Annotated in this window: 27 protein-coding genes, 2 pseudogenes and 1 riboswitch; of the genes and pseudogenes, 23 read left to right on the top strand and 6 right to left on the bottom strand. The window is 66.8% G+C overall.

Translation table 11 applies throughout. The features are described 5' to 3' along the window. Window positions 1–4: 4 nt before the first annotated feature. From ACFYPC_RS21380 to ACFYPC_RS21295, 18 genes and pseudogenes are all read left to right on the top strand, one after another. Window positions 5–505: a DNA cytosine methyltransferase gene (locus ACFYPC_RS21380; protein WP_388678411.1), complete on the top strand. Its 501-nt coding sequence runs from the start codon at window positions 5–7 to the stop codon at window positions 503–505. 70 nt (window positions 506–575) lie between these two features. After that, complete coding sequence (locus ACFYPC_RS21375; protein ID WP_388678409.1) at window positions 576–1,058, top strand: DNA (cytosine-5-)-methyltransferase; 483 nt, start codon at window positions 576–578, stop codon at window positions 1,056–1,058. Between the two features lie 93 nt (window positions 1,059–1,151). Further along, the gene (locus ACFYPC_RS21370; RefSeq protein WP_388678406.1) at window positions 1,152–3,062 is read left to right on the top strand and encodes a DNA polymerase; all 1,911 of its coding nucleotides are present in this window, start codon (window positions 1,152–1,154) and stop codon (window positions 3,060–3,062) included. 486 nt (window positions 3,063–3,548) lie between these two features. Beyond that, on the top strand, window positions 3,549–4,553 hold the full coding sequence (locus ACFYPC_RS21365; RefSeq protein ID WP_388678404.1) for a hypothetical protein: 1,005 nt from the start codon (window positions 3,549–3,551) through the stop codon (window positions 4,551–4,553). Window positions 4,554–4,603: 50 nt separating this feature from the next. Next, window positions 4,604–4,921 (top strand): endonuclease VII domain-containing protein, encoded by a 318-nt coding sequence (locus tag ACFYPC_RS21360; RefSeq protein ID WP_388678401.1) that lies wholly within the window; start codon window positions 4,604–4,606, stop codon window positions 4,919–4,921. 27 nt (window positions 4,922–4,948) lie between these two features. Next, a complete protein-coding gene (locus tag ACFYPC_RS21355) occupies window positions 4,949–5,152 on the top strand; it encodes a hypothetical protein (protein WP_388678399.1) in 204 nt (67 codons plus the stop codon). Between the two features lie 21 nt (window positions 5,153–5,173). After that, window positions 5,174–5,259 (top strand): annotated as a pseudogene (locus ACFYPC_RS21350). Window positions 5,260–5,401: 142 nt separating this feature from the next. Beyond that, complete coding sequence (locus ACFYPC_RS21345; RefSeq protein WP_388678396.1) at window positions 5,402–5,698, top strand: hypothetical protein; 297 nt, start codon at window positions 5,402–5,404, stop codon at window positions 5,696–5,698. A gap of 50 nt (window positions 5,699–5,748) precedes the next feature. Beyond that, complete coding sequence (locus ACFYPC_RS21340; protein WP_388678393.1) at window positions 5,749–6,060, top strand: hypothetical protein; 312 nt, start codon at window positions 5,749–5,751, stop codon at window positions 6,058–6,060. Beyond that, window positions 6,057–6,254, top strand: a complete 198-nt coding sequence (locus ACFYPC_RS21335; RefSeq protein ID WP_388678390.1) for a hypothetical protein — start codon at window positions 6,057–6,059, stop codon at window positions 6,252–6,254. The genes ACFYPC_RS21340 and ACFYPC_RS21335 overlap by 4 nt, the downstream gene beginning before the upstream one ends. Window positions 6,255–6,325: 71 nt before the next feature. Further along, window positions 6,326–7,018, top strand: a complete 693-nt coding sequence (gene thyX, locus ACFYPC_RS21330) for an FAD-dependent thymidylate synthase (RefSeq protein ID WP_388678387.1) — start codon at window positions 6,326–6,328, stop codon at window positions 7,016–7,018. Window positions 7,019–7,045: 27 nt separating this feature from the next. Beyond that, window positions 7,046–7,273: a hypothetical protein gene (locus ACFYPC_RS21325; protein WP_388678385.1), complete on the top strand. Its 228-nt coding sequence runs from the start codon at window positions 7,046–7,048 to the stop codon at window positions 7,271–7,273. Then, window positions 7,270–7,602 carry a hypothetical protein gene (locus ACFYPC_RS21320; protein ID WP_388678382.1) on the top strand — a complete coding sequence of 111 codons (333 nt, stop codon included), beginning with the start codon at window positions 7,270–7,272 and terminating at the stop codon, window positions 7,600–7,602. Before ACFYPC_RS21325 ends, ACFYPC_RS21320 begins: the two co-directional genes overlap by 4 nt. A 274-nt stretch (window positions 7,603–7,876) precedes the next feature. After that, the gene (locus ACFYPC_RS21315) at window positions 7,877–8,293 is read left to right on the top strand and encodes a deoxycytidylate deaminase (protein ID WP_388678379.1); all 417 of its coding nucleotides are present in this window, start codon (window positions 7,877–7,879) and stop codon (window positions 8,291–8,293) included. Window positions 8,294–9,330: 1,037 nt separating this feature from the next. Then, window positions 9,331–9,927, top strand: coding sequence for a hypothetical protein (locus ACFYPC_RS21310; RefSeq protein WP_388678377.1), 597 nt, complete (start codon window positions 9,331–9,333; stop codon window positions 9,925–9,927). 59 nt (window positions 9,928–9,986) lie between these two features. Beyond that, window positions 9,987–10,793 carry a hypothetical protein gene (locus ACFYPC_RS21305; RefSeq protein WP_388678375.1) on the top strand — a complete coding sequence of 269 codons (807 nt, stop codon included), beginning with the start codon at window positions 9,987–9,989 and terminating at the stop codon, window positions 10,791–10,793. Between the two features lie 66 nt (window positions 10,794–10,859). Next, window positions 10,860–11,120 carry a hypothetical protein gene (locus tag ACFYPC_RS21300; protein ID WP_388678372.1) on the top strand — a complete coding sequence of 87 codons (261 nt, stop codon included), beginning with the start codon at window positions 10,860–10,862 and terminating at the stop codon, window positions 11,118–11,120. A 1,105-nt stretch (window positions 11,121–12,225) separates the two neighbouring features. Continuing rightward, the gene (locus tag ACFYPC_RS21295) at window positions 12,226–13,626 is read left to right on the top strand and encodes a D-alanyl-D-alanine carboxypeptidase family protein (RefSeq protein ID WP_388678859.1); all 1,401 of its coding nucleotides are present in this window, start codon (window positions 12,226–12,228) and stop codon (window positions 13,624–13,626) included. Here ACFYPC_RS21295 and ACFYPC_RS21290 read toward each other — a convergent pair. The 3 genes from ACFYPC_RS21290 to trpS form a co-directional block, all read right to left on the bottom strand. Continuing rightward, the gene (locus ACFYPC_RS21290) at window positions 13,580–14,542 is read right to left on the bottom strand and encodes a YihY/virulence factor BrkB family protein (protein WP_388678369.1); all 963 of its coding nucleotides are present in this window, start codon (window positions 14,540–14,542) and stop codon (window positions 13,580–13,582) included. The genes ACFYPC_RS21295 and ACFYPC_RS21290 overlap by 47 nt on opposite strands. Before the next feature lie 151 nt (window positions 14,543–14,693). Next, on the bottom strand, window positions 14,694–15,278 hold the full coding sequence (locus ACFYPC_RS21285; protein ID WP_388678856.1) for a 2'-5' RNA ligase family protein: 585 nt from the start codon (window positions 15,276–15,278) through the stop codon (window positions 14,694–14,696). A gap of 292 nt (window positions 15,279–15,570) precedes the next feature. Then, entirely contained in the window at window positions 15,571–16,584 is a 1,014-nt protein-coding gene (gene trpS, locus ACFYPC_RS21280; RefSeq protein ID WP_388678366.1) for a tryptophan--tRNA ligase, read from the bottom strand. Window positions 16,585–16,673: 89 nt separating this feature from the next. On the opposite strand from trpS, the gene ACFYPC_RS21275 reads away from it, so the two are divergent. After that, a complete protein-coding gene (locus tag ACFYPC_RS21275; protein WP_388678363.1) occupies window positions 16,674–17,297 on the top strand; it encodes an RNA polymerase sigma factor in 624 nt (207 codons plus the stop codon). Further along, the gene (locus ACFYPC_RS21270; protein WP_388678361.1) at window positions 17,290–18,315 is read left to right on the top strand and encodes a hypothetical protein; all 1,026 of its coding nucleotides are present in this window, start codon (window positions 17,290–17,292) and stop codon (window positions 18,313–18,315) included. Before ACFYPC_RS21275 ends, ACFYPC_RS21270 begins: the two co-directional genes overlap by 8 nt. A 151-nt stretch (window positions 18,316–18,466) precedes the next feature. On the opposite strand, the gene ACFYPC_RS21265 is transcribed toward ACFYPC_RS21270, so the two are convergent. After that, on the bottom strand, window positions 18,467–19,915 hold the full coding sequence (locus ACFYPC_RS21265; RefSeq protein ID WP_388678358.1) for a glycine hydroxymethyltransferase: 1,449 nt from the start codon (window positions 19,913–19,915) through the stop codon (window positions 18,467–18,469). A 41-nt stretch (window positions 19,916–19,956) separates the two neighbouring features. Beyond that, window positions 19,957–20,043: riboswitch (ZMP/ZTP riboswitch) on the bottom strand. A 129-nt stretch (window positions 20,044–20,172) separates the two neighbouring features. On the opposite strand from ACFYPC_RS21265, the gene rocD reads away from it, so the two are divergent. Next, window positions 20,173–21,399, top strand: a complete 1,227-nt coding sequence (rocD, locus tag ACFYPC_RS21260) for an ornithine--oxo-acid transaminase (RefSeq protein ID WP_388678356.1) — start codon at window positions 20,173–20,175, stop codon at window positions 21,397–21,399. Here the strand turns inward: rocD and ACFYPC_RS21255 are convergent. Next, complete coding sequence (locus ACFYPC_RS21255) at window positions 21,396–22,298, bottom strand: helix-turn-helix transcriptional regulator (protein WP_388678353.1); 903 nt, start codon at window positions 22,296–22,298, stop codon at window positions 21,396–21,398. The two genes, rocD and ACFYPC_RS21255, sit on opposite strands and share 4 nt — an antisense overlap. A gap of 210 nt (window positions 22,299–22,508) precedes the next feature. Here ACFYPC_RS21255 and ACFYPC_RS21250 point away from each other — a divergent pair, with 210 nt between their 5' ends. Both ACFYPC_RS21250 and ACFYPC_RS21245 read left to right on the top strand, forming a co-directional pair. Then, window positions 22,509–23,432: an alpha/beta hydrolase gene (locus tag ACFYPC_RS21250; protein ID WP_388678350.1), complete on the top strand. Its 924-nt coding sequence runs from the start codon at window positions 22,509–22,511 to the stop codon at window positions 23,430–23,432. A gap of 166 nt (window positions 23,433–23,598) precedes the next feature. Then, window positions 23,599–23,826, top strand: a pseudogene (locus ACFYPC_RS21245) (hypothetical protein); the annotation flags it as partial. 114 nt (window positions 23,827–23,940) lie between these two features. Here the strand turns inward: ACFYPC_RS21245 and ACFYPC_RS21240 are convergent. Next, window positions 23,941–25,341 (bottom strand): PLP-dependent aminotransferase family protein, encoded by a 1,401-nt coding sequence (locus ACFYPC_RS21240; protein ID WP_388678348.1) that lies wholly within the window; start codon window positions 25,339–25,341, stop codon window positions 23,941–23,943. Between the last annotated feature and the right edge of the window lie 108 nt (window positions 25,342–25,449).

Raw genomic sequence — 25,449 nt, 5'->3', positions numbered from 1 at the left:
CCCGGTGCCAATCCTTGAGCTATGCGCAGGTTACGGCGGTCTCGGAATCGCCGTTGAAGCGCTGACCGGAGACAAGGTCACGGTCGTTGCCGAAGTCCACAAGGCAGCGTGTGAAGTCATGGCGTACCGCTTCCCGGACGCGCCGAACATCGGTGACGTGAGGTACGCCCCGTGGCACGAGTTCGCGGGGGAAGTCGACACGATCACAGCGGGCTTCCCGTGTCAGGACATTTCGAATGCCGGTCGGCGTGAGGGGATCAAGGGTGAGCGCAGTGGAATTTGGTTCAACATCGCTGACGCAGTACGGATCATTCGACCCCGACACGTGTTCTTGGAGAACGTCGGAGCTATCCGAAATCGGGGGCTCGGGTCGGTCCTCACATCGCTTCACGAGATCGGGTATGACGCTGCGTGGACGTGTATACGAGCTTCCGATATCGGAGCGCCCCACATGCGCGACCGGTGGTTCTGCGTTGCCACTCCTTCCGACCCCGACCGTAGCTGACGCGAACCGGGGTCCCGACTTCGCGAAGCGCGACCGTGCGGGGGCAGGTGGGGACGACCTTGTTACCGCCGTGGCTCGTCTCTTCCCGCGTGACCGCGCTGACAAGCTCTTCAAGACACCGACTGCCAACCTGGGCAGCAACGGCAGCGCTCAGCACCCGGACAAGAGGAAAGCCGGGGGGCACGGACCGACGCTTGAAGACGAAGTTGTGTTCTTGCTGAACGTCACGCCGGAAGACGAGTTGCCCGACGACGGACCGCACTCCCCCGCTGAATGGTGGGGAGAGTTCGCGCCTGCCGTGTACCGGTGGGAGAAGATCCGGCAGACAGCCGCACCCGTACCGGTCATTCGCGGTCCGCGCGGTGGGGTCAAGCTCAACCCGGAGTTCGCGGAATGGCTCATGGGGCTTGAACCCGGTTGGGTGACGAGCGTCCCGGGCCTCACTCACCGCGAGAAGCTTGAGCGGATCGGCAACGGGGTCGTCCCGCATCAAGCGTATGCAGCGTTCCGAGACCTTAAGGCGAAGTTGGACGCTGCCCGCGCGGAGCTGTAAGGCACGCAATCGACAAGGGGTCAGCCTACTCTCAAGAGTGGGTTGACCCCTTCTGCGTTAGGGGACAACACCTTGAAAACGTACTTCCATGACGTGGCCGGCGAAGTGGTCCGGATCAACGTTCCGGAGACTGACAACGACCTTCGTGAGTTCATGCAGTGGGCGCGCACTGCCGCTCTCCGGGGACCGATCGCGCTGGACACTGAGACGACCGGCCTTGATATCTACAGCGCCGGTTACCGACTCCGGACCATTCAGTTCGGGGACGAGCGGACAGCGTGGGTCATTCACTGGGAACGCGGGGGCCGCTTCATTGAGGCAGCCTTGTTCGTGCTCCGCATGGCTTCCCGCTTCCTGATCCACAACGCGCCGTTCGATTGGCTCGTGTTGGACGAGCACGCCCCGTACGCGCTTGAGATCCTGGCACCGAAGACCACCGATACGAAGATCAAGGCCACGCTCATTGACCCGCGTGAGCCCCACAAGGGGGGAATCGGGACCGGCCTCAAACCGCTCTCCGCCCACTACACGGACCCCAGCGCCCCGGACACTGCCGGAGACCTGACCGAAGTCTTCAACGGTCTCGGCTTCACGAAGGCCACGGGTTGGGCGAACATCCCGCTTGACCACCCGACTTACAACTTGTACGCCGGCCTTGACGTGATCTACACGGCGCGTCTTGACCCGATCCTGACCGCTGAGCTTGCTCGTCTCGGCGTGCGTCAAGCGCTCGTGGACTATGAGCACGAGATTGCCCGCATGTGCTCAGTAATGATGCGCGCGGGAATCGTGCTGGACACTGAGTACGCGTCCACGCTGTCCGTGAAGCTTCACGAAGAGGAAAGCAAGTACAGCGTCATTGCCGCCCGGTACGGCGTTGAGTCGGTCAACTCCGGTGCCCAGGTCTCCGAAGCCCTTCTTGCCATGGGCGAAGAGCTGACACAGCGCACAGACAAGGGTGCGCTCAAGTTGGACAAGGCCGTTCTTCTGCCGTTGGCGGACCTTGACCGTGATTGGGTGCGCATCGGTGCCCGGGAACCCAACCCTCTTGCGGACGCTGTCCTTCGCGCGAAGCGTGCCGGTAAGTGGGTCACGGCGTACGCCGACACGTTCATTACCAACGTGGACGCGAACGGTCGCGTACACCCGAACATACAGACACTCGCTGCCCGCACGGGACGCATGAGCATCACGAAGCCCGCGCTTCAAACGCTCCCGTCTTCTGACTTCATGATTCGGCGCGCACTCCTTGCTGACCCCGGTCACGTCATGGTGTCCACCGACTTCGCTGCCGTTGAGATGCGCGTTCTTGCCGCTCTCGCCAACGTGAAGCGCATGAAGCAAGCGATCAACGCGGGTGAGGACTTGCACGACTTCACGGCGCGTCTCGTGTTCGGTCCGAACTTCACGAAGGCTCACCGCAAGCTGTGTAAGGGAATCGGCTTCGGCAAGGTCTACGGCGGAGGGGCGGAGACGATCGCGCGGCAGACCGGTGCGCCTATCGCTCAGGTGCGTGCTGCCATTGCTGCGTACGACCGGGCGTATCCGGAGATCGTTCGTGCGTCCAAGAAGTGGCAGCGCGAAGCTCGTGCAACCGGGCTCGTCACGGTGTCTGCCACCGGTCGCCGGCTGCCGCTTGACCGGGACCGCATGTACGCCGTTGTGAACTATCAGTCACAGTCGGCAGCGCGTGACGTGCTGGGGCAAGCCATGATGAACATGGAAGAGGCCGGTCTTCTCGACTACATGAAGTTGCCGATCCATGACGAAGTTCTTGCGTCGGTGCCCGCTCGTGAAGCCCAGGACTTTGCCCGTGAGTTCGAGCGCTGCATGTCGTTCGATTTGTTCGGCGTTCCGATTGCGTCCGAAGCCGAAGTTGGGGGCCGCTCGTGGGGCAGCCTGTACATGAAGGATGCGAAGGGCAAGTACCTGCCTGAACTCCTGATCTCTCAGGACGAGTGGTACGCGGAGAACCCGCAAGCGGCGTACGCGAAGGCTGCCTAAGTGGCGTGCGCCACGTTCCGCTTCTGCCTGACGTTCGATTAGGTCACGGCGCGGTCACGATTCACTGCCTACTCTTAAGAGTGGGCTGACGGACCGTAAAAGATCATTTCTTCGATCCGAAGGTAACCCCCCTGTTATCGGGGGTGCGCAACCGTCATCCCAAAGGATGAGCCCCGGGTTGCGCCTTAGAAACAGCACTTTTCCCGGCTCAGCCGGCGTGGTCAGATGTATGCACAGTGCCTACTCAGAACGTTGCTTCTGAGTAGGCACTGACATACGTTCGAAGAGCACCACGACGCACGGCACTGATCAAGCCCCGTCGCAAAGAAGCCCACTGACGGGGCTCAGGCCGTGACACCCAACTTCGCCATGCCGTGGCGGAGCCTTGCCAAAAACAGGCGCTGACCTGGGCAAACGTCCTGACTCCTTCGGTGGGAATCCCCTCCGCTCCATTCCGGAGCGAAGCCACCCCGAAGGAGATTCCCCGTGATTGACCTCACCGCTCAGCAGATTGCCGCCGCTCAGAACAACGACCTGACCGCCGTGACCGCTGTCATTGAGGCGACGGAAGAGCGCGTCATTCAGCTTGCCCGGCGGTACGCCACGACCGGCGGACGCACTGACACGGATCTCATGGACGATCTCGCTCAGGTGGGTCGGGTGGCCGTGTGGCAGGGGCTCAGCCGCTTCAAGGGCTCGTCCGTGGCGGAGTTCTTCACCTTCATGGACCGGACCGTTTCCGGGATGCTTGCCGACGAGCGCAAGGTTCAGACGCGGCAGGGTGTCAGCCGCTCGATTGCCGCTGAGTTTGAGAAGGCGCTGAGCATGGCTGCCGGAGACCCGTACGAAGCTGAGCGTCTGTGCACCCTCACCGAAGTCATGGGCGCGAAGCGTATGACCGCTGAGACCGCGTACGCCGCTCGTATCTCGTGGCAGGGTGCGGAGTACCTTGACGCTCCGGTTGGCGAGAACGAGAACGCCACGGTGGCCGACACCCTGAACGACAACTACGCGCTTGCCCGGCTTGAGGCGAACGACGAGCTGTCTGAGCGTCAGCGGGAGAACAAGCGTCGCGTCCACGAGACCCTTGACCTTCTGCCGACCGAACAGGAAGCCGTTCTTTCCGCTGAGTACGGCATTGGCGACTTCCCTTGCATCGGTGCCGACGATCACCGGGGGCTTGCTGAGGTTTCCGGAGTGGCGTACACGGCGCTTGAGAGCGTCAGGGACGAAGCCCGGAAGAACTTCAAGACGCTGTACCTGGGCGGTAGCCCGGAAGCCCCGAAGGGCGAAACGCAGTGCTGCAAGGCGTGCGGTATCGAGAAGCCCGTTGACGAGTTCTACGTTCGGAACAAGGTCACCGGGGCGCGCATGTCTCAGTGCAAGTCGTGCAAGCGCGGAGCCACGAAGCGCTTCCGCAAGGACAACCCGGAGAAGCGCAACGCTCAGAAGCGCGCGTACAACGCTCGCAAGAAGGCTGCCGCTGCGTGAAGTCCTGTTCTCGCTGTGGGGAGAAGAAACCTCTTGGGGACTTCTCCCCCATGCGTGGCAAGCCCCGCGCTAAGTGCCGGTCGTGTTGCTCGCTTGAGCGGACGTTGAGCCGGTACGGGATCACGGCCGAAACGCTCACGGAACTCATGCGCCGGCCGTGCGACATATGCGGAGCCCCACCGGGGAGTTTCCAGCGCTCCCACGCTATCGACCACGAGCACTCGTCCGGGCGCGTCAGGGGCGTGCTGTGCCACTCCTGCAATCTCGCACTAGGCCACTTCAAGGACGACCCGGAGCGCCTTGCTCGTGCGGTCTCGTATCTCGCCCATGACGCGGACTACCGCGCGGGAATCCCCTCCGCTCCATAGAGAGCAACAGACCGAAGGAGAACCACCGTGGCTACCTACAACCTGCCGACCGGCGGAACCGTTCAGACCCTCCGCAGCAACCGGCCGCACAAGGTCATTGAGTTCGTCACCCGCAACGAGAGTGGCGACGTGATCAGCACCGTGCACAAGAACGGCGAAGAGTCGCTGTACATGCTCGCTTCCCTCCGCAGCGCTGACGCTCTCGCCTGCCGGATCAAGTCGTCAGTCTGACGCACGGGGCTTCGGCCCTTAGCCCCCGTAGCTCAACGGAAGAGCATCCCAATCCGGAGCCCGCAAGGGTGCACGGGACGACGCGGGTTCGAATCCCGCCGGGGGCACGCAAGACCACACCCAACGATCAGGAGACGCAACGTGAGAGTTTGGCGGGTTGCTCACTCGACTGTGCGTGACCGGGACTTCCCTTCCGGCCCTTACTCGTGCCGGAACGTCCCTCTTGCCGACCGCGAGAAGTTGGCCGGTATGGGTTGGCGACACAGCGACGAGCGCCACCCTTCCCCGCAAGCTGACCCGAACCTGATAACGATTCACGACGACGAAGTTTGTGGGTTCGCGTCGCCGGACGAACTGAACGGTTGGTTTGAGGACTTCGGAGACCGGTTGGCTTCCGCCGGCTTCCACGTGTGGGAGTACGAAGTTCCTGAGTTCTCGTACCGCGTCGGTCGCTTCGGTCAGGTCGTCTTCAAGAAGGAAGACGCCGTTCTGATCGGTCACGAGCCGTTCAAGCCCGTACAGCTTTCCCTTTGGGCGGACGCATGAGCGTAAGCCCCTCAAGCCCCTGGTCACCCAATCGCAAGGAGACAGCACCCATGCTGAGCGTTACCCGTGAGACGAAGGCCGTACTCAAGACGAAGACCGGTGAGCGCGTCGTTGCGTTCACGAAGGACAGTGAGCCGGGCATTGCGTCTCTCGCCATTCCCGGTGACCGCGCGAAGCTGTCCCCGCGTGAGATGCGTGAGCTTGCCGCATGGTTGAACGAGACTGCCGCTGAACAGGAGAAGGTCACCCGCGACACGGCGAAGACTTCGCTCACGTTCAACGGCACCCGGTACGAGCGACGCACCATGAGCCCGCAGGAACGCGCCTATCAGGATCTCATTGCGCGCGGTCTCCGTCCGTGACGATCCCGGAGTTCAAGCCCCCTGTACTCACCTCACGAGCACAGCGGGCAGCCGAAGACCTTGCTGAGCGCGTGGACATTTACCGGGTGGCCGTTCAGGAGATCCGTAAGGCCGCGCTCACGAACGACGCGTACCCGGAAGACGTGCTTGCCCTAGCGCGCTTCCTTGCCCGGGACACCAACGACACCGACTGACCACACACACACACGAGCCGGTCAACCTACTCTCAAGAGTGGGTTGGCCGGCTCTTCCCTTGGGAGACACCTTGCGGGTTGAGACCCTTGCCCACACTGCCCTGAACACGGGCGTGATGCTCTCGGCGTACGAGTACGACGTTTGGGGGCCGACGCTGCCCAAGGATGCTGACGCGCTGGGCGAAGCGGCTGGACGACTGTGTTACAAAAGCTTCCACCGACCGAACCCGAACACGGCGCGGAACGCTGACTACATGGCCAACATTCTTGCTCAGGGTCATTACAGCGTGCTTGAACACGCGTCGGTCACCTTCCTTGTGCGGGACGTGTCTCGTGCGCTTCTCACGGAGCTGACGCGCCACCGGCACCTTTCCTTCTCCGTCGTATCTCAGCGGTATGTGGACTACGCGAACACGAAGCCCGTGATACCGCCGGCCATTGTCGGCACGGAGCTTGAAGAGCCATTCCGTGAGGACTACGCCGAAGCGCTCAAGGCGTACGACGCTGCCGTAAAGCTTCTGCGTGCGCGGGGAATGGTCACCCGCAAGGAAGCCCGGGAAGCGGCTCGTGGCCTTCTGCCGAATGCCGCACCGGTAGACATGGTGGTGACCGGGAACCTTCGGGCGTGGCGTGACGTGCTGGGTAAGCGTCATCACGTTGCCGCTGACAAGGAGATTCAGGAGTTCGCCGGTCTCGTGCTCAAGGAGCTTCGCAAGGTGGCTCCGAACTCCGTTCAGGACGTGCCGGACGAGCCGTACGAGTAGGGGAATCCCCTCCGCTCCGGTAAGAGCATGGCGAACGAGAAACCGAACCCGTTCCTTGAGCTTGAGCCCGCTGCCATTGACGTTCTTGACGACATGGTTGACGAGTGGCTTGACCGTGAACGCCACGGTGAGCTTAACGGCGGGTGGGGCTACGGACCCAAGAAGACTGACGCGCTGTCCCTGATCTCGATTCAGGTCAGGGAAGCGTACGTGCGCAAGGTCAGGTACACCAACGTTGAGGAGAACGACGCATGAACCCGTACGGTAAGCGCGACAAGGTGAGCACGGGCGCGAAGGTTGCCGCCGCTGCTTCGGTCGCTCTCGTGGGCGCTCTCATGGTGGCCGGCTGTGCCGCTGACGACGACGACACCCGCTGTGACACGTACTCCACTGTGGCGTTCTCCCCGCGTCCGGCTCCGGCTCCGGCTCCGCGTCCGGCCCCCGCTCCGGCACCGAAGCCCAACCTGACGAAGCCGACCACGCCGAAGGCTCCGCAGCGTTCCGGCGGTACGACGGTTGTTCCCGTTCCGGTCAACCCGGGGCCGACCACGCACGTCAACTGTCACGACGAGTACGACGACTGAGCGCTTGTGCCTACTCTTAAGAGTAGGCTATGATTTCCCTTGTAAGCACGAACGAAGGGGAGTCATGGAAACGACGATCATGCAGTGTGGCGGTTGCTCCGGAGAGATCCGGGTCACGCAAGAGCAGTGGCGCAAGGAGAACGTCATCCCCTGCCCCACCTGCCCGGACAGTGGCGTTGACCTGATACACGCACGCCGACACGCTGACGAGTGGTAAGCCGAGACACATGAGAAGCCCCCTGGGAAACCGGGGGGCTTTTCCTTTTGGGGAGACATGAACGACACGAGCCGACCGGGTTGGGATTCCTACTTCCTGAACATCGCACGGGTAATCGCCACACGAGCCGACTGCACGCGCTCTCAGGTGGGCGCTGTGCTCGTCAACGCGTTCAATGAGATCAGGGGGACCGGATACAACGGGGCTCCGGCAGGTGTGCCCGGGTGCCTCACAGAAGGCGCGTGCCCGCGTGGACAGCTCACGTACGACGAGTGTGCAGCGAACACCGACTACGCCAATTGCATTGCCGACCACGCCGAACGGAACGCCATACGCCATGCGCCGGCGAACGAGCTTCCCGGTTCCACGCTGTACGTGACGCGTGAGCCTTGCCCGGCTTGCTGGACGCTCATACGTGCTGCGGGCATTCGTCGCGTCGTCACTCCGGAGCGGTCAACCTACTCTCAAGAGTAGGGAAGTTTCCTCCGTCAGTACCTACTCTTGAGAGTAGGCACGTGCTACGATTCTCTTGTAAGAACGACGGAGCGAAGGGGAACGAAAATGGCTCAGGTCCGCGAACTCAAGTGCACTCGACATGGCAACGAGTGCGACGGCAACCCGAAGAAGGCGCACATCTTCCGGTGGGTCCGGGTGAACTAAGCGGGGAAGCCCCCAGGGGATCAGCCTACTCTCAAGAGTGGGTTGGTCCCCTTTCTTGTGAAGATCATTTCACAAGCGCACAAACTTCTGACGTGGGCTAACTCTCTGGCATATGTCAGACCCGGGGAGTAAGGTCGTACATCCGATCGCACAGCCGTTCGAACAAAGCCGTGGCCATGGGTGACTAGTCCTGACCGACGAGTGATGTTGACAGTTGTACGACTTAAGGAGGGTCCTTACACACACCCTACGAACGACGGAAAGTGATCGGCTGGAAACGCACCATGGAACTACACGTTCCGGCTCTTGGGGGGCTTCGATGCACGCTGCACCATTCACACTCGCACTCACTGTCTGGGTTCCGTCCCGCGCGTCCGGCACGTGGCTTCCCTGCACCCTTCTCGGCTCGTCCATGACGGAAGAGTTGATCCGGTCGTGTACGGAACTCAGGGCCGTTCTGTCCGCTCAGGGTCGGCTTGTCGCACGCATCCTGTCTGCACCCGCAGCGCCCCGGTATGACGGTTTTCGGGTGTGGGGTCGTCGCAAGGACAGCGGGCTTCTCGTGGCGGGTGTCGAGTGGGAACGGTCGCGTGAGACACGAGAGTTGGTCACCGCGTCAGCCGGCGTGTGGACCACGTGTGAGTACGTCCACGCTGACGATTTTCCGGTTCAACAACTTGTTGCCTAGCTGTGACGGAAGTTCGTATTCCGGTGTCAGTGGTCCATGCAACCATTGAGACACAAGACGTTGAAAGTGCAACAAGATCATCTTCGGGGTCATCGTGAACAACAAGCTCGTTCTTCCCGTTTCAACTCTCGCTTCGGCTGCCGTTGCCTTCGGTCTCGGAGCAATGATCTTCACAAACGGCAACGGTCCGGCGGACGCTGCAACCCCCCGACCGACCACGACTGTCACCGCGTCACCGAAGGCCGCTGAGAAGGCCGCTGAGGCTGCCAGCAAGCCCCCGGGAAGCGCCACGAAGGCCGAGACCGGCAAGGCCGCAACGGCAGCGGAGAAGCGCGCTCAGGCAGGCGACAAGGGACCGTTCAAGGACGCTCAGAAGGACGGCAAGTACATGGACGACTTCGGCAAGTCGGTCATGCCCAACGGAGTCGGGGTCAGCGTCCCGGACGCACTCCTTCCCTTCCCCGGAGCCGGCGAAGAGGACAAGGAGCTTCCGCCCGGTGTGGTCCCGGCGGAGCCTGACAGCTCGTACCCGGACCCGGACGCGGGCACAGACACGAGTGATGACGTGGTGTCCGGAACACCCGGTGAGGTGACCAACCCTGACGCGGAGTCGGCTCCGGTCACGGACGCTCGTCCCGGTCCCGCACCCGGTCCCGTGCGTCCCGGTGGTCCCGGTGGCGTGCTTCCGCCCGGTGTCGTCCCGGTCGGCCCGGTTCTCAACTCCGTTACTGGCGTGGTCAGTTCAGCGCTGCCGGAGTAGGAATCCCCTCCGCTCCATGACGGGTGACAACACGTCAACACCCGTTAGGAGCAAGCGACATGGGCAAGGCGAACAAGCCGACCCTGACCCCGACTCAGAAGACGATCAGGCGCACGAGACGCGTACTGACCGGTGGTCGGTGGTTCTTGATCACGGGGCTTGTGTTCTATTCCCTGATGACGACGACCCCCTTCGTCAGCGCGCACAGCGAATGGCGTTGGTCCGGCTTCGTCCTGGGCTTGATCGTGGACGCTGCTTTCATCATGGCGTTGAGCGCAGAGAGCACCCTTGCCCGGCACGGCGTGACGAAGCTGGGAGCGTGGCCGGTTGCCTTCCGGTGGCTGACCGGTCTCAGCTCCGTCTTCCTGAACGTGTGGCTCAGCGTCTCGGCGCGTGATGCGGTCGGCGTGGCCGTTCACTTGATCGCTCCGGCGCTCGTCATGCTGCTTGCCGAAGTCGGCCCCGTGTACATGGCTGCCCTTGCCGACGCGGAGCGCAAGGCGGAGAAGGCAGACGCGTTCAAGGAGCTGTACGCCGTACCCGCTCCGCTCGTGCTGCCGGAGCCGGTCACTGCCCGCATGGTGGTGCACAACCCGCCGGAGACCCTGAGCGTCCACGAGCCCGTTCAGGAGACCCTTCCGGAGCCTGAGCCGGTGGACGAGCCGGAGCTTGAGCCTGAGCCCCAGGACGAGCCGGCTGAGCCCCAGGACGAGCCCGCACGGCTGAGCAACAAGGAAGCCGACGAGATCATTGAGAAGGGTTGGCGACACCGGCTGAGCCCCGAAGAGGTGGGCAAGGCCGCTACCCGTCACCCTGCAACTGTCCGCCGCAAGTACAAGGAGCTTGACGCTGCACTGAGCGTCTGACACTGAGCCCCCGTGCTGACTACCTACCCGGTAGTTGGTGCGGGGGCTTCTGCGTACCCTCAACTCATGGATGACGACGACTTCATGGCGGGACCGATCGGCCCGAAGACGAAGAGCTTCACGAGCGTGCCGGAGATCCTTGCCAAACTTGAGGGCAAGTGCGCCATGTGGGAACGCGTGGCACGAGACAACAAGGAACGGGCCGAAGACTTCGAGCGTGCTGCCCAAGCAATCCGAGACGGAGCGTCAGCGGTCACCGTGGGCCGAACAACCTACATCCTGACGAGCGAGACCCGTGACGAAACGGCAGACGAAAGCGTTTCGTAGGCGTAGCCTGAAACGGCACCACTCCTGACGGATGATCAACTCACCTTGGAGTGACAACAAAAGATGACCACAGCGGACCGCGTGAAGACGCGGGGAAGGTCGCTGTACGGAGCGGGGAGCGCGTTTCCCCCTTCCGTCAGCCACCCTTCCCCGTTCCCTGAGCGAAAGAGGGTGGCTCACTTGTCTCAGCCTGACACTGACGCGCGTCAGTCGGAATATTCGACCTACGCGCCCACCGGTGAGAAGTGCCGGAAGTGCAAGCGCCCGTTCAAGTCGTTGGAGACATGCCGACGCGTGACCATTGAGCGCGCTTCGGGGGGACCTTCGGCTGACCGGTACGAGCACCACGAGTGCCCGTGACCGCGCCGGCGAAGCGGCTGAGCGCCCGTACAAGCGCTTTACCTGAGCCGGAGCTAGTCAGTCTCATAGATGACCCCACCGGCCCGTACGCGGACAGCCCGGAAGGGTGGTGGACGGAGTACGGCGGAGCGCTGGACGTGCGGTCGAACGTCGTCTACTTCCCGCCTTCGGCTGAGCCCCCTCCGTGCCCGTTTCCGTGTGAGCGCTGTACGAGACGGAAGGGGGCGTGATGGTCACACAGTCCATGATCGGAAAGCGCGTCACCGATGGACACCGGACCGGAATTCTCAAAGAGGTAGACCCGAAGTGGGTTGACCCCGCGAAGATGCCCGGTGACCGCGTACCGACCGCTACGGCGTTCGTGTGGCCCGAAGGCGGGGGCTGTGAGTGGACAGCTTCCCCGAAGTCCCTGAACGCCGCGTGAGCCGGTTAGTGACAGCAGCGGCATGGGTCGCATGGGTGGCCGTTGTGGCGCTCATAGTGGCCCGTGGCGTGGCTGCCTAGGTCCCTCACAGTCGGTCCCCAGCACCGGCCGGCGGTGAGGTAGAGAAGCCCCGTCCGTGCGTCCCTCCCCCGTGGCGCATGGGCGGGGTTTCGCTGTGTCGTACCGGTAGCCTGAGCCCGTGTCATATGAACGGGGCTTCGGCGTTAGGTGCTGGGTTGTTGTCCATGGACAGTGATCCAGATGACCCAGCTCCACACCCCGAAGGCGATCAGGAACCAGGAGACGGGGCGGGTGAGCTTCATGGGTTCAGTATCGCCGTCGCCGGCCGGGCTCCGGCGCAGGGGTGGGGACCGGAGTGGGACTTCCCGACCGGAGCCATGTAATTTCTCGACCGTGCCCGCCACCAACTCGACCCCGTCCGCCAGCAACAAGACCGCCCTGCGGCCCCTGCTGGTCACTTCCGCCGCCCTGCTGTCTCTCTCCCTCGCCGCCGCGCCCGCTTTCGCGTTCGCGGACGCGAGCCCGTCTCCAACCCCCTCGGCCTCCACCTCGCCGTCGGCCACACCCCCGGCGAACATGTCGACGGTCGGCGGCGAACAACTCGGCAAGGCCGGGACCCAGGTGAACCTGGGCACCGGCGCCCCCGTACTGCCGAAGGACATCAGCGCGCGCTCCTGGATCGTCTCCGACGCCGAGTCCGGCGAGGTCCTGGCCGCTCACAACGCGCACTGGCGACTGCCCCCGGCGAGCACCCTGAAGATGCTGTTCGCCGACACGCTGCTGCCGATGTTCCCGGGAACCATGGAGCACAAGGTCCTGCCCTCCGACCTGGCCGGCATCGGCGCCGGCTCGAGCATGGTGGGGATAAAGGAGAACGAGACGTACACGGTCCACGATCTGTGGCTCGGTGTCTTCCTTCGCTCCGGCAACGACGCCGTACACGTCCTGTCCGCCATGAACGACGGTGTCAACAAGACGGTCAACGACATGCAGGCGCACGCGGAGGAACTGCAGGCCCTCGACACGCAGGTGGCCAGTCCGGACGGCTACGACGCGAAGGGGCAGGTGTCGTCGGCGTACGACCTGACCCTGTTCGCCCGCTCCGGGCTGCAGAAAGCGGATTTCCGCGAGTACGCCTCGACGGTCTCGGCGAAGTTCCCGGGCGAGACGACGACGGACAAGAAGGGCAAGACAACCCGCGGTTCCTTCGAGATCCAGAACACCAACCGCCTGCTCACGGGTGACAGTGACATCTCGCAGTACCCGGGCATCGCAGGTGTGAAGAACGGCAACACCACGAACGCGGGAGCCACCTTCACCGGCGTCGCCGAGCGCGACGGCAAGGTGCTGCTCGTCACGGTCATGAACCCGGAGAAGGACGAGCACAACGAGGTCTACAAGGAGGCGGCCGCCCTCCTCGACTGGGGTTTCCAGGCGGCGGGCAAGGTCGAGCCGGTGGGCGAGCTGGTGCCGCCCCAGGGCGTCGACACGAGCGCGCAGCCAGGCGCCAACGCGACCACGCCGGGTACGGACACCACGTCCGCCAAGCCGGTGGCCGCGTCGACCGAGGCGAACGGCGGGTCTAGCGGAGTAGGGATCGCCCTGGCCGTCGCGGGCGGCCTCCTCGTACTGATCGCGGCAGGCAGCTTCCTGGTCAACCGCCGCTGGCCGTTGCCGGACCTGATGCGCCGCCGTCGCTGAACCCAGCCTCGGCCTCAGCTTCCTCGGCCTCGGTTTCCTTCTCCTCGGCCTCGGCCTCGGCCTCGGCCTCCTCGCTCCGCGTTGCTGTCCAGGCGGCGCAGAACAGCAGCAGCTTCGCGGTGAAGTTGATCCACAGCAGCAGCGCGATCGGCACCCCGAACGCGCCGTACATGCTCTTCGACGCCACCTCGCTGATGTAGCCGCTGAGCAGCAGCTTGAGCAGCTCGAACCCGGCGGCGCCGATCAGCGCGCCGACGATGAGCCGCCGGCGCGGCGGCTGCACGCCGGGCAGCAGCGTCAGGAGGTACAGCAGGAGCAGGAAGTCGGCGAGTACGGCGACGGCGAAGGCGGCGACGTGGAGCAGGACGCCGCCCCAGCCGTCCTCGTCGATACCGATATGGCGGGCCGTCCAGCCGACCGCCGTGGAAGCGACGGTGGACGCGGCGATGGTGACGAGCATGGCGCCGCCGAGCCCGACGAGTACGCCCGCGTCCTTGAGCTTGGCCAGGACGGGGTTCTCCTCCGGATCCGGCAGCTCCCACACCGCCCGCAGGCAGTCCCGCATCTGACCGACCCAGCCGATGCCGGTGAACAGCAGAATGGCGCCCGCGATGACACCGACCGTGCCGGCGTTCTGGACCAGCGAGCTGATGTCGAGCTGGTCGGAGATGCCGGGCACCTGCTCGGCGATCTTGTCCTGGAGATCTTGTTGCTGCTCGCTGCTCAACGTGGCGGCGGCGATCGCGGCGGCGACGGTGAGCAGTGGAAAGAGCGCGACGAAGCTGATGAAGGTCATGGCCGCGGCGAGCCGCGACCACTTCACCCGGTCGAGCCGCTCGTACGACCGCCACGCGTGCGTGGCCATCAGACGAACGACCAACGGTCCCACACCGGGAAGCTTCTTCAGCCAGTCCATGATCTGACTCTGCCCTCACCTCGGAAACCCAATGTGCGGGTGCCCCAAAAGCGCACGTGCAGGATCCCGTGTCGGCGGTACGGGGCGCGCGGACCGAAGACGGGAACGGGACGGACCGGCAGCGAATGCGGCCGGCGACGGGCTACGTCAGTCAGTGTGCGGGCAGTGTGGTGTCGCGCTCCACGGGCGCGCAGGATTGCGGAGGCACCACCGCGCCGCCGAAGACGAACTCCCGGATCTGGCGCCAGACCCCGTCCGCGCCCTGCTCGTAGAGCGCGAACCCGGTGCACGGCCATTCGGCGGCGTATCCGGCGAGCTCCTCGTAGGCCCGGTCCATCGCCTCGTCGTCGATTCCGTGCGCCACGGTGACGTGCGGGTGGTAGGGGAACTGCAGTTCGCGTGCCACGGGACCGGAGGCGTCCCGGACCTGCTTCTGCAGCCAGGTGCAGGACTCGGCACCTTCGACGACGCGCACGTACACGACGGGCGACAGCGGGCGGAAGGTGCCCGTTCCGGAGAGCCGCATCGGGAAGGGGCGCCCGGCGGCGGCGACCTCGACGAGGTGCGCCTCGATCGCGGGCAGCGCCACGTCGTCGACCTCCGTCGGCGGCAGCAGGGTGACGTGCGTGGGGATGCCGGAAGCCGCGAGGTCACCGAAGCCGGCGCGCTGCTCCTGGAGCAGGCTGCCGTGAGGCTCCGGGACCGCGATCGACACACCGATCGTTACGGTCCCCACGTCGTCTCCTGTCGTCGTCATCGGTTCTTCTCGGTTCCTCGCGGACAGGCGTGACCGCTCGGCTGGTACGGCTATCGACTGTACGGCGGTACTGCGTGATCCCGGCTCTCGTGCGGGTGTTGTACTCGTCTCGTACTGGCTTCCGGACCTGCTGTCGCCCTGACTTCCCCGACCGAACGTGCCGGCGGTCACCGCCTTGGCGACCGCAGGACACACACCGGGCGCCGTACCCCGCCGTACCCGCCGCCGTACCCGCCGCCGTATCCCGCCCTACCCGCCGCCGTACCGGCTGTCAGTGCTTAGCGGGCAGGAAGCCGACCCTGTCGTACGCCTGGGAGAGCGTCTCCGCGGCGACGGCACGCGCCTTCTCGGCACCCTTGGCCAGGATCGAGTCGAGCGTCTCCGGGTCGTCCAGATACTGCTGGGTGCGCTCCCGGAAGGGCGTCACGAAGTCGACCATGACCTCGGCGAGGTCAGTCTTCAGCGCACCGTAGCCCTTGCCGTCGTACCTCTCCTCCAGCTCGGCGATTCCGGTTCCTGTGAGGGTCGAGTAGATGGTCAACAGGTTGCTGATACCCGGCTTCTGCTCTGTGTCATACCTGATGACGGTGTCGGTGTCGGTGACCGCGCTCTTGACCTTCTTGGCCGTCGTCTTCGGGTCGTCGAGAAGGTTGATGAGGCCCTTCGGAGTGGACGCCGACTTGCTCATCTTGATCGACGGGTCCTGGAGATCGAAGATCTTCGCCGTCTCCTTGAGGATGTACGGCTTCGGCACCGTGAACGTCTGGCCGAACCGGCCGTTGAACCGCTCGGCGAGGTCCCGCGTGAGCTCGATGTGCTGACGCTGGTCCTCACCGACCGGGACCTCATTGGCCTGGTACAGCAGGATGTCCGCGACCTGCAGGATCGGGTACGTGAAGAGGCCGACGGAAGCCCGGTCGGCGCCCTGCTTCGCGGACTTGTCCTTGAACTGGGTCATGCGGCTCGCCTCGCCGAAACCGGTGAGGCAGTTCATGATCCAGGCGAGCTGGGCGTGCTCGGGAACGTGGCTCTGGACGAAGAGCGTGCAGCGGTCCGCGTCGAGCCCCGCGGCGAGCAGTTGCGCGGCGGCCAGCCGGGTGTTGGCGCGCAGGTCCGCGGGGTCCTGCGGAAGGGTGATCGCGTGCAGGTCGACGACCATGTAGAACGCGTCATGGGACTCCTGCAGAGCCACCCACTGGCGGACGGCGCCGAGGTAGTTGCCGAGGTGGAACGAGCCTGCGGTGGGCTGGATTCCGGAGAGCACACGGGGACGATCAGAGGCCATGGGGCCCATTCTCTCAGGTGACTCTCATTGCTCGGGAACAGGTCGGGAACAGGCGGGAACCGATTGGGCTCGAGCGGTGTAACAACAGTGTGAGGACGCGGGAGGGGGGCCGCATCGTCGTCGACGAGGCCGTGGTGATCGCACGGGTACGCGCCGGAGAGCCGGAGGCGTACGCGGAGCTGGTGCGCGCCCATACGGGCATCGCGATCAGGGCGGCCAAGGCGCTGGGGGCGGGTGCGGACGCGGAGGACGTGGTGCAACAGGCCTTCATCAAGGCGTACTGCTCACTGGGGCGGTTTCGGGACGGCGCGGCGTTCAAGCCGTGGCTGCTGTCGATCGTCGCCAATGAGACGAGGAACACAGTGCGGACGGCGGTGCGCCAGCGGACACTGGCCGGCCGCGAGGCCGCGCTCGTGGTGGCGGAGCCGCTGATACCGGAATCGGCGGACCCGGCGGTCGCGGCGCTGGAGATAGAGCGCCGCGCGGCACTGCTGGCCGCCCTGGACCGGTTGAGCGAGGACCACCGGCTCGTCGTCACCTACCGCTATCTCCTGGAGATGGACGAACCGGAGACGGCCCAGGCCCTCGGCTGGCCCCGCGGCACGGTGAAGTCACGGCTCAACCGCGCCCTGCGGAAGCTGGAGCGCCTGCTGCCGGATTTCGAGCCCGGTAATCACCGGGAGTCCCGGGAGGGAGGTGATGAGCATGAGTGAGCCGTACGAGCCTGGGGGCACGGGACCGTCCTCCGGTGACCGGGATCGGCGTGAGCGTGGCCGTGGGGGTGAGCGCGGCCCTGCTGCCGAGCGCGGGGCCGCGGGCGTCTCGCGGCTGCCCGAGGAGCTCCGGGCGCTCGGGCGCTCGCTGGATCAGCCGGGGGCGGCCGGAAGCGAGTCGATGGTCGAGAGGGTGCTGGAGCAGATACTCGCCGAGCGGCTGTCCATCCCGGACTCGGTACCCGTCGCCGTCCCGGTCACCGACCCACCCGGCCGCGGGGAGCGGCTCCGCGGCGTGCGGCTCGGTGACGAGCGGCACGGTGACGAGCGGCACGGTGACGAGCGGCTCCGCGGCGTGCGGCTCCGGAGCATGCGCCGCTGGGCCCGGAAGCGCTGGCGTGCGCTGACGGCGGGCCTGTGCGGCCTGCTCACGGTCCTCGTGCTCACGCCGCCGGTACGCGCCGCGGTCGTGGACTGGTTCGGCTTCGGCGGGGTCGAGGTGCGGTACCGCCCGTCGGCGGCGCCCTCTCCCGGAGCGAAGATGCCCGACTGTGCGGACACCTCGCTGACGCTCGCCGAGGCGGGACGGCAGGCGGGCTTCACACCACTCGTGCCCCCCGCTCTGGGGACGCCGGGAGCGGTGATGGTGACGCGCGAGCCGAAGGGCCGATTCCTGGTCACCCTGTGCTGGCGCGAGCAGGGCCACACGATCCGGCTGGACGAGTTCGCGGCGCAACTGGACCCGGTGTTCACCAAGGTGGTGCGGGAGCAGCCGGAGTGGGTGCCACTGGGTGCGGGCACGGGGTACGCGAATCAGGCGCTGTGGTTCGCCGAGCCTCATCTCCTGGAACTCTGGCTGGTGGACGAGGACGGTGACCGGTTCACCCGCTCCCAGCGGACCGCGGGACCCACCCTGCTCTGGACGCACGGAGGTGACATGACCCTCCGACTGGAGGGCGTGGCGTCCAGGTCACGGGCGGTGGAGATCGCCAAGTCCGTCAGCCGACCCGCCGACTAGCCAGTCCTCCCCTGTCCGCCGAGGCTTACAGGTCGATCAGCTCTTGTCGCGGCGCCACGAGGCTCGGTCAAGTTCGAGAAGCCGGTGGGATCGGCGCAGACCGATGAAGACCGGCGAAGACGGGTAGGTCCGTCCCGCTCCCGCCGTGAAGTCAGCCGAGGTCGATCTCCGGGTAGAGGGGGAAGCCGGTGAGCAGGTCGGTGGCGCGGTGCGAGATCTCGTCAGAGATCTTCGGGTCCAGGACGTGCTGGGCCTTGGACGGCTTGCCCTTGGCTGTGGTGCCGGGCTCGGCGGCGGAGAGGACGCGGTCGATCAGCCCCGCGATCTCGTCCATTTCCACGGCGCCCAGACCACGCGTGGTCAGCGCGGGCGTGCCGATGCGGATACCGGAGGTGTACCAGGCTCCGTTCGGGTCGGCGGGGATGGCGTTGCGGTTGGTGACGATGCCCGAGTCGAGCAGGGCGGTCTCGGCCTGGCGGCCGGTGAGGCCGTAGGAGGAGGCGACGTCGATCAGGTTGAGGTGGTTGTCGGTGCCGCCGGTGACCAGGGTGGCGCCGCGGCGCATCAGGCCCTCGGCGAGGGCGCGGGCGTTGTCGACGACGGCCTGGGCGTAGTCGCGGAATTCGGGGCGACGGGCCTCGGCGAGCGCGACGGCCTTGGCGGCCATGACATGCGGAAGGGGGCCGCCGAGGACCATCGGGCAGCCCCGGTCGACCTGCTCGGCGAGGGACTCGTCGCACAGCACCATGCCGCCACGCGGGCCTCGCAGCGACTTGTGCGTGGTGGTGGTGACGATCTGGGCGTGCGGGACGGGGTCGAAGTCACCGGTGAGCACCTTGCCGGCGACGAGGCCGGCGAAGTGGGCCATGTCGACCATCAACGTGGCGCCGACCTCGTCCGCGATCTCCCGCATGATGCGGAAGTTCACCAGGCGGGGGTAGGCGGAATAACCGGCGACGATGATCAAGGGCTTGAACTCACGGGCGGAGGTGCGCAGGGCCTCGTAGTCGATGAGGCCGGTGGCGGGGTCGGTGCCGTAGGAGCGCTGGTCGAACATCTTGCCGGAGATGTTCGGGCGGAAGCCGTGGGTGAGGTGGCCGCCGGCGTCGAGGGACATGCCGAGCATGCGCTGGTTGCCTAGGTCGCGGCGGAGCTGGGCCCAGTCGGCCTCGGTGAGGTCGTTGACGTTGCGGACGCCGGCCTTGGCGAGCGCGGGGGCCTCGACGCGCTCGGCAAGGACGGCCCAGAAGGCGACGAGGTTGGCGTCGATGCCGGAGTGCGGCTGGGCGTAGGCATGCTCGGCACCGAAGAGTTCGCGGGCGTGCTCGGCGGCGAGGGCCTCGACGGTGTCGACGTTGCGACAGCCGGCGTAGAAGCGGCGGCCGACGGTGCCCTCGGCGTACTTGTCGCTGAACCAGTTCCCCATGGCCAGGAGGGTGGCCGGGGAGGCGTAGTTCTCGGAGGCGATCAGCTTGAGCATGTCGCGCTGGTCGGCGACTTCCTGGCTGATGGCGTCGGCGACGCGGGGCTCGACGGCCCGGATCACTTCGAGGGCGCTGCGGAAGGCGGTGGACTCGGTGGAGAGGATCTGTTCTGACATGGCGGCCTCCGGACGGCGTGGCATAGGGCATTCACGATGCACGGTTCGGCCCAGGCGCACGGCACTCGGTCTGCGAGCCGCTCCCCGATGGTCATTCCCATCCCAGCGCGCCAGTCACGGCCCGCCGGTCACCCTACCGGGCACGCGGAATCGCCAGGTTTCCGAGTCCACCATGCGAGCGACGAGAGGGACGATTGGAATGGGCCGGAAGCCGACCCCCACTCCCTTCCCCTGTGCGGCAGGAAACGGAGGATCCCGTGAGCGGTACCGAGACCACGCGGGCGTACATCGCCTCGGCCGACGCGCACAGTGCGCACAACTACCGCCCCCTGCCGGTCGTCGTGGCGACGGCGGACGGGGCGTGGATGACGGATGTGGAGGGGCGCCGCTATCTCGACATGCTCGCCGGATACTCGGCGCTGAATTTCGGTCATGGCAACCGGCGGCTGATCGACGCGGCAAAAGCGCAGTTGGAGCGGGTGACGCTGACGTCGCGGGCGTTCCACCACGACCGGTTCGCCGATTTCTGCACGCAGCTGGCCGAGCTGTGCGGCATGGAGATGGTGCTGCCGATGAACACGGGAGCGGAAGCGGTGGAGACGGCCGTGAAGACGGCCCGGAAGTGGGGGTACCGGGTCAAGGGTGTCCCGGACGGCAGGGCGAGGATCGTGGTGGCGAGCGACAACTTCCACGGCCGTACGACGACGATCATCAGCTTCTCCACGGATGTGGAGGCGAGGGCGGACTTCGGGCCGTACACGCCGGGCTTCGATGTCGTGCCGTACGGGGATCTGGCGGCGTTGCGGGCAGCGGTCACCGAGGAGACGGCCGCCGTGCTGCTGGAGCCGATCCAGGGGGAGGCAGGGGTGCTGGTGCCGCCGGAGGGCTACCTCCAGGGGGTGCGCGAGGTGACGCGTGAGCGGAACGTCCTGTTCATCGCGGACGAGATCCAGTCGGGGCTTGGACGGACGGGCCGGACCTTCGCCTGTGAGCACGAAGGGGTCGTGCCTGATGTCTATGTGCTGGGCAAGGCGCTCGGGGGCGGTGTCGTGCCGGTGTCTGCTGTGGTGTCCTCGGCCGAGGTGCTCGGGGTGTTCCGGCCGGGTGAGCACGGGTCGACGTTCGGGGGGAATCCGCTGGCCTGTGCGGTGGCCCTTGAGGTGATCGCGATGCTGCGGTCGGGCGAGTACCAGCGGCGGGCCGCCGAGCTGGGCGATCACCTGCACCACGAGCTGGGGCTGTTGACGGGCACGGGCCATGTGACGCAGGTGCGCGGGCGCGGGCTCTGGGCAGGGGTCGACATCACCCCGGCGTACGGATCGGGCCGGGAGATCTCCGAGAAGCTGATGGACCGGGGGGTCCTGGTCAAGGACACCCACGGGGTCACCATCCGGATCGCCCCGCCGCTGGTCATCAGCAAGGAGGACCTGGACTGGGGGCTCGCCCAGCTCCGCGCGGTGCTCACGGTCAGGGCACAGGGCTAGCGGCTGCGGCGGCGCTCTGCGGCGGGGGTGTCCGGCCGGTCGGTGGGGTGGCCGGACCACTGGAGGAGGAAACGCAGGGCTTCCTGGGAGGGGGAGCCGGGTGGGGCGGTGTAGGCGACCAGTTGCTGGTCGGGCTGTGTGTCGACGGAGAACTGCTGTACGTCGAGGGTGACGGTGCCGATGACCGGGTGGTGGTAGGTCTTGGCGAGCTGCCGGGGCCCGCGGACCTGGTGGTCCGCCCACCAGGTCCGGAAGTCCGGGTCGCGGAGGGTGAGTTCGCCGACGAGGACGGTCAGTGCCTGGTCGCCGGGGTGACGTCCGGCCTCCATCCGCAGGACCGCGACGCACTCGCGTGCGGCGCGTGGCCAGTCGGCGTACAGGGCCCGGTAGGCGTCGTCGAGGAAGGTCAGCCGGATCAGGTTGCGTTCAGCCGGGGGCAGCGCGGCGAAGTCGGTCAGCAGGGCGGTCGCGCCTCGGTTCCAGGCCAGGACGTCCATCCGGCGGTTGAGGACCATTGCGGGGATGTCGTGCATGCCGTCGAGCAGTTGACGCAGTTGCCCGTCGACCTGCTGCCTGCCCGGCCGGGGCGCGGGGGTGGCCGGGGTGGTATCCGCGACGGTGAACAAGTAGGCGCGTTCGTCCGGGGCGAGCCGCAGTGCGTCGGCGAGCGCGTCGAGGACCGGGCGGGAGACCCGGCGGGTGCGTCCCTGTTCGAGCCGTACGACGTAGTCGATGCTCACGTGCGCGAGCTGGGCCAGTTCCTCGCGGCGCAGGCCCGGGACCCGGCGCAGGCGGCCGTCGTCGGGCAGGCCGAGACGGTGGGGGTCGAGGGCGGCGCGGCGTGCGCGGAGGAAGTCGCCCAGTTCGTTGCCGCCCGAAGGCCGGCCGTGGCTTTCCATGCCCCCAGTGTCCGCCGGGCCACAGCCGCGTGCCTGGTACTGGTCTGCACAGGCAGGACCCTCCCTGGTACGCCGTACCGGGCGGCGCGACGGTCGTGGATGTGGCCGGCGGACTCGATGCGGCCATCGGAACTCGCTCCCTGGCTCCCTGGGGCGAGCCCGCTGTGCGAGCTCCCTGTGCGAGCTCCCTGTGCGACTGGAGAACCCACCATGAAGACGGACGTCACCTTTCTCAGTGCCGGTCTGAAGATCGCCGGTCACCTCTACACCCCCGATGGCGAGGCCGACGGCCCTCGACCCGCCGTCGTCGTGGGCCATCCCGGCAGCGGTGTGAAGGAACAGGCCGCCGGTCTGTATGCGCGGCGGCTGGCCGGGCAGGGCTTCGTCGCCCTCGCGTTCGACGCGGCCTTCCAGGGCGAGAGCGAGGGCACCCCGCGCGGTCTGGAGGATCCGGCCCACCGGGTGGAGGACATCAAGGCCGCGGTCTCGTTCCTCACCACCCGTGACGAGGTGGACCCCGAGCGCATCGGGGCACTGGGCATCTGTGCCTCCGGCGGATATGTCCTTCCCGCCGCCGCGACCGACCACCGCGTCAAGGCCGTCGGCACGGTCAGCGCCGTCGACATCGCCCGCCAGTTCCGCCTGGGCGCGGACGGCGCCCAGGACCCCGCCGTCATCCAGGGCATGCTCGACGCGGCCGCGGCGGCGCGTACCGCCGAAGCCCGTGGCGAGGGCGTCCAGAGTTTCCAGCTCTTCCCCGACACCGCCGAGCAGGCCCGCGCTCTGGGTGGCCGGCACGGCTTCGAAGGCTTCGAGTACTACTGCACCGACCGCGCTCAGCACCCGCGCTCGGCGAAGTTCCTGACCTGGTCCAGCGTGGACCACATGGTCTCCTTCGACGCCTTCCGCTTCGTCGACCTGATCGCGCCGCGCCCGCTGCTGATGGTCGTGGGACGCGAAGCGGTGACGTCCTGGATGAGCGTCGAGGCGTTCCAGAGCGCGCGCGGTCCCAAGGAACTCCACTGGATCGACGGCGCCAGTCATGTCGACCTGTACGACAAGGAGCAGTACGTGGGCCCCGCCATCGCGGAACTGACCGACTTCTTCAGGGCTCAACTGGCCGAGGCCAAGTAGGACGCCGGCCGCGCGTCTGCGTCACTACAGTCGCTTCGTGCTCTTTGGAATGATCTGCGCCCTTGGCGCGGCGGTCTGCTTCGGTACGGCGACGGTGCTGCAGGCGATGGCCGCGCGGGCGGCGGCGCCCAGCGGTAGCGGCTCCGGCAGGGGGTCCGGGGTGGATGCCGCGCTGCTTCTCACGTCCGCCTTGCAGCGGGGGTCGGTGACCGTGGCCACCGCCGGGATGGTCGTGGGGGAGACCGTCGGGCCCGCGGTGGTGGGGGTGGTGTGGCTGGGGGATCGCACGCGGGAGGGGTTGGGGTGGCTGGCGGTGCTCGGATTCACTGTGGCGGTGGTGGGGGCGTTGGCGCTGGCGCGGTTCGGGGAGGCGCCGGTGGATGGTGGGACGTAGGGGTTGTTCGCCCCCTTCCGCTCCTACCCGTCCCGTACCTGGGGGCTCCCCCCCCCGGACTACTCCCGTATCGCACTGAAGGTGCTCGTCGCTCGCCCTCAAACGCCGGACGGGTTAAGAGTGACCCTCCAGCGCTCCGCACAACGCGTCCAGCGCTCCCGACCACGCATGGTCCGGCGGCGTGCCGTAACCCACCACCAGCGCGTCGAGTGGATCGGTGACCGCGTCCGGGTGGCGGTAGCGGGACAGGCCGTGGACGGCGAGGCCCTGCCAGGCTGCCGCTCGCACGACCGACTGCTCGGTGCCGGGCGGGAGTTGGAGGACCGCGTGGAGGCCGGCCGCGATGCCGGTGGCATGGACCGCGGGGGCGCGGGTGGCCAGGGAGGAGACCAGGGCGTCGCGGCGACGACGGTAGCGGAGGCGGGCGGCGCGGACGTGACGATCGTAGGCGCCGCAGGTGATGAACTCGGCGAGGGTCAGTTGGTCCAGCACGCCGGTGGACCAACCGCCCCCGCCCTTCAGCGCCGTGACCTCGCCCGCGAGCGACGGCGGCAGGACCAGCCAGCCCAGACGCAGGCCGGGGGCGAGGGACTTGCTGGCGGTGCCCAGGTAGGCCACGTGGTCGGGGTCGAGGCCTTGCAGGGCGCCGACCGGCTGGCGGTCATAGCGGAACTCGCCGTCGTAGTCGTCCTCCAGAATCAGCCCTCCGGTGCGCCGGGCCCAGTCCACGGCCTCGGCCCGGCGGTCGGGGTGGAGCGGGACTCCCATCGGGAACTGGTGCGAGGGGGTCAGCAGCAGGGCCCGTACGCCCGTCAACTCGTCTGTGCGGGTGCCGAGTTCGTCGAGCGGCAGCGGGATGGTGCGCAGGCCGGAGCGGTGCAGCAGGTTCCAGTGGACGTCGTGGCCGTACGACTCCACGGCGAGCGAACGCAGCCCCCGCCGGCGCAGGATCATGCCGAGCAGCGTCAGGGCGTCTGCGAAACCGGAGCAGATGACGATGCGGTCGGCGTCGGCCCGTACGCCGCGGGCGCGGGAGAGGTAGCCCGCGAGGGCGGTGCGCAGTTCGGGACGGCCGCGCGCGTCGCCGTAGCCGAAGGCCTCGTGCGGTGCGGAGGTCAGGGCGCGGCGGGCGGCCTTGAGCCACTCGGTGCGCGGGAAGGAGGCGAGGTCGGGGCTGCCGGGGATCAGGTCGTACGTGGGGCGGCCCGGTTCGCGGGTGCGGGGCGTCGATTCCGGGGCCGCTCGTGGAACCGTTCGCTCCGCCACCCGGGTGCCCGAGCCCTGGCGCGCGGTGAGCCAGCCCTCGGCGACGAGGCCGGCGTACGCGTCGGCGACCGTGTTGCGGGCGATCCCAAGGTCGGCGGCGAGCGAACGGGAGGAGGGGAGGCGGGTTCCGGGTGCGAGCCTGCCGCTGCGGACCGCCTCGCGCAGGGCGTCCGTCAGACCTCTGCGGACACCGGGCCCGGCCGGCTCCACATGCAGGTCGACCCCCAAAGTGGCCCATGCTTTTGCCATGGGAATGGACCATACCCGTGGGCTATTCCGCTCGTAGGGTCCACAAGCATGACGACGCACACCACGACCACTCAGGCCGAGACGCCGCAGGCCCACACACCGCAGACG

It is taken from the genome of Streptomyces sp. NPDC005808 (assembly GCF_042871385.1).
Taxonomy (GTDB): Bacteria; Actinomycetota; Actinomycetes; order Streptomycetales; family Streptomycetaceae; genus Streptomyces.
The sequence above is the reverse complement of the archived record's forward strand: the minus strand, read 5'-3'. Positions and strand labels throughout refer to the sequence as shown.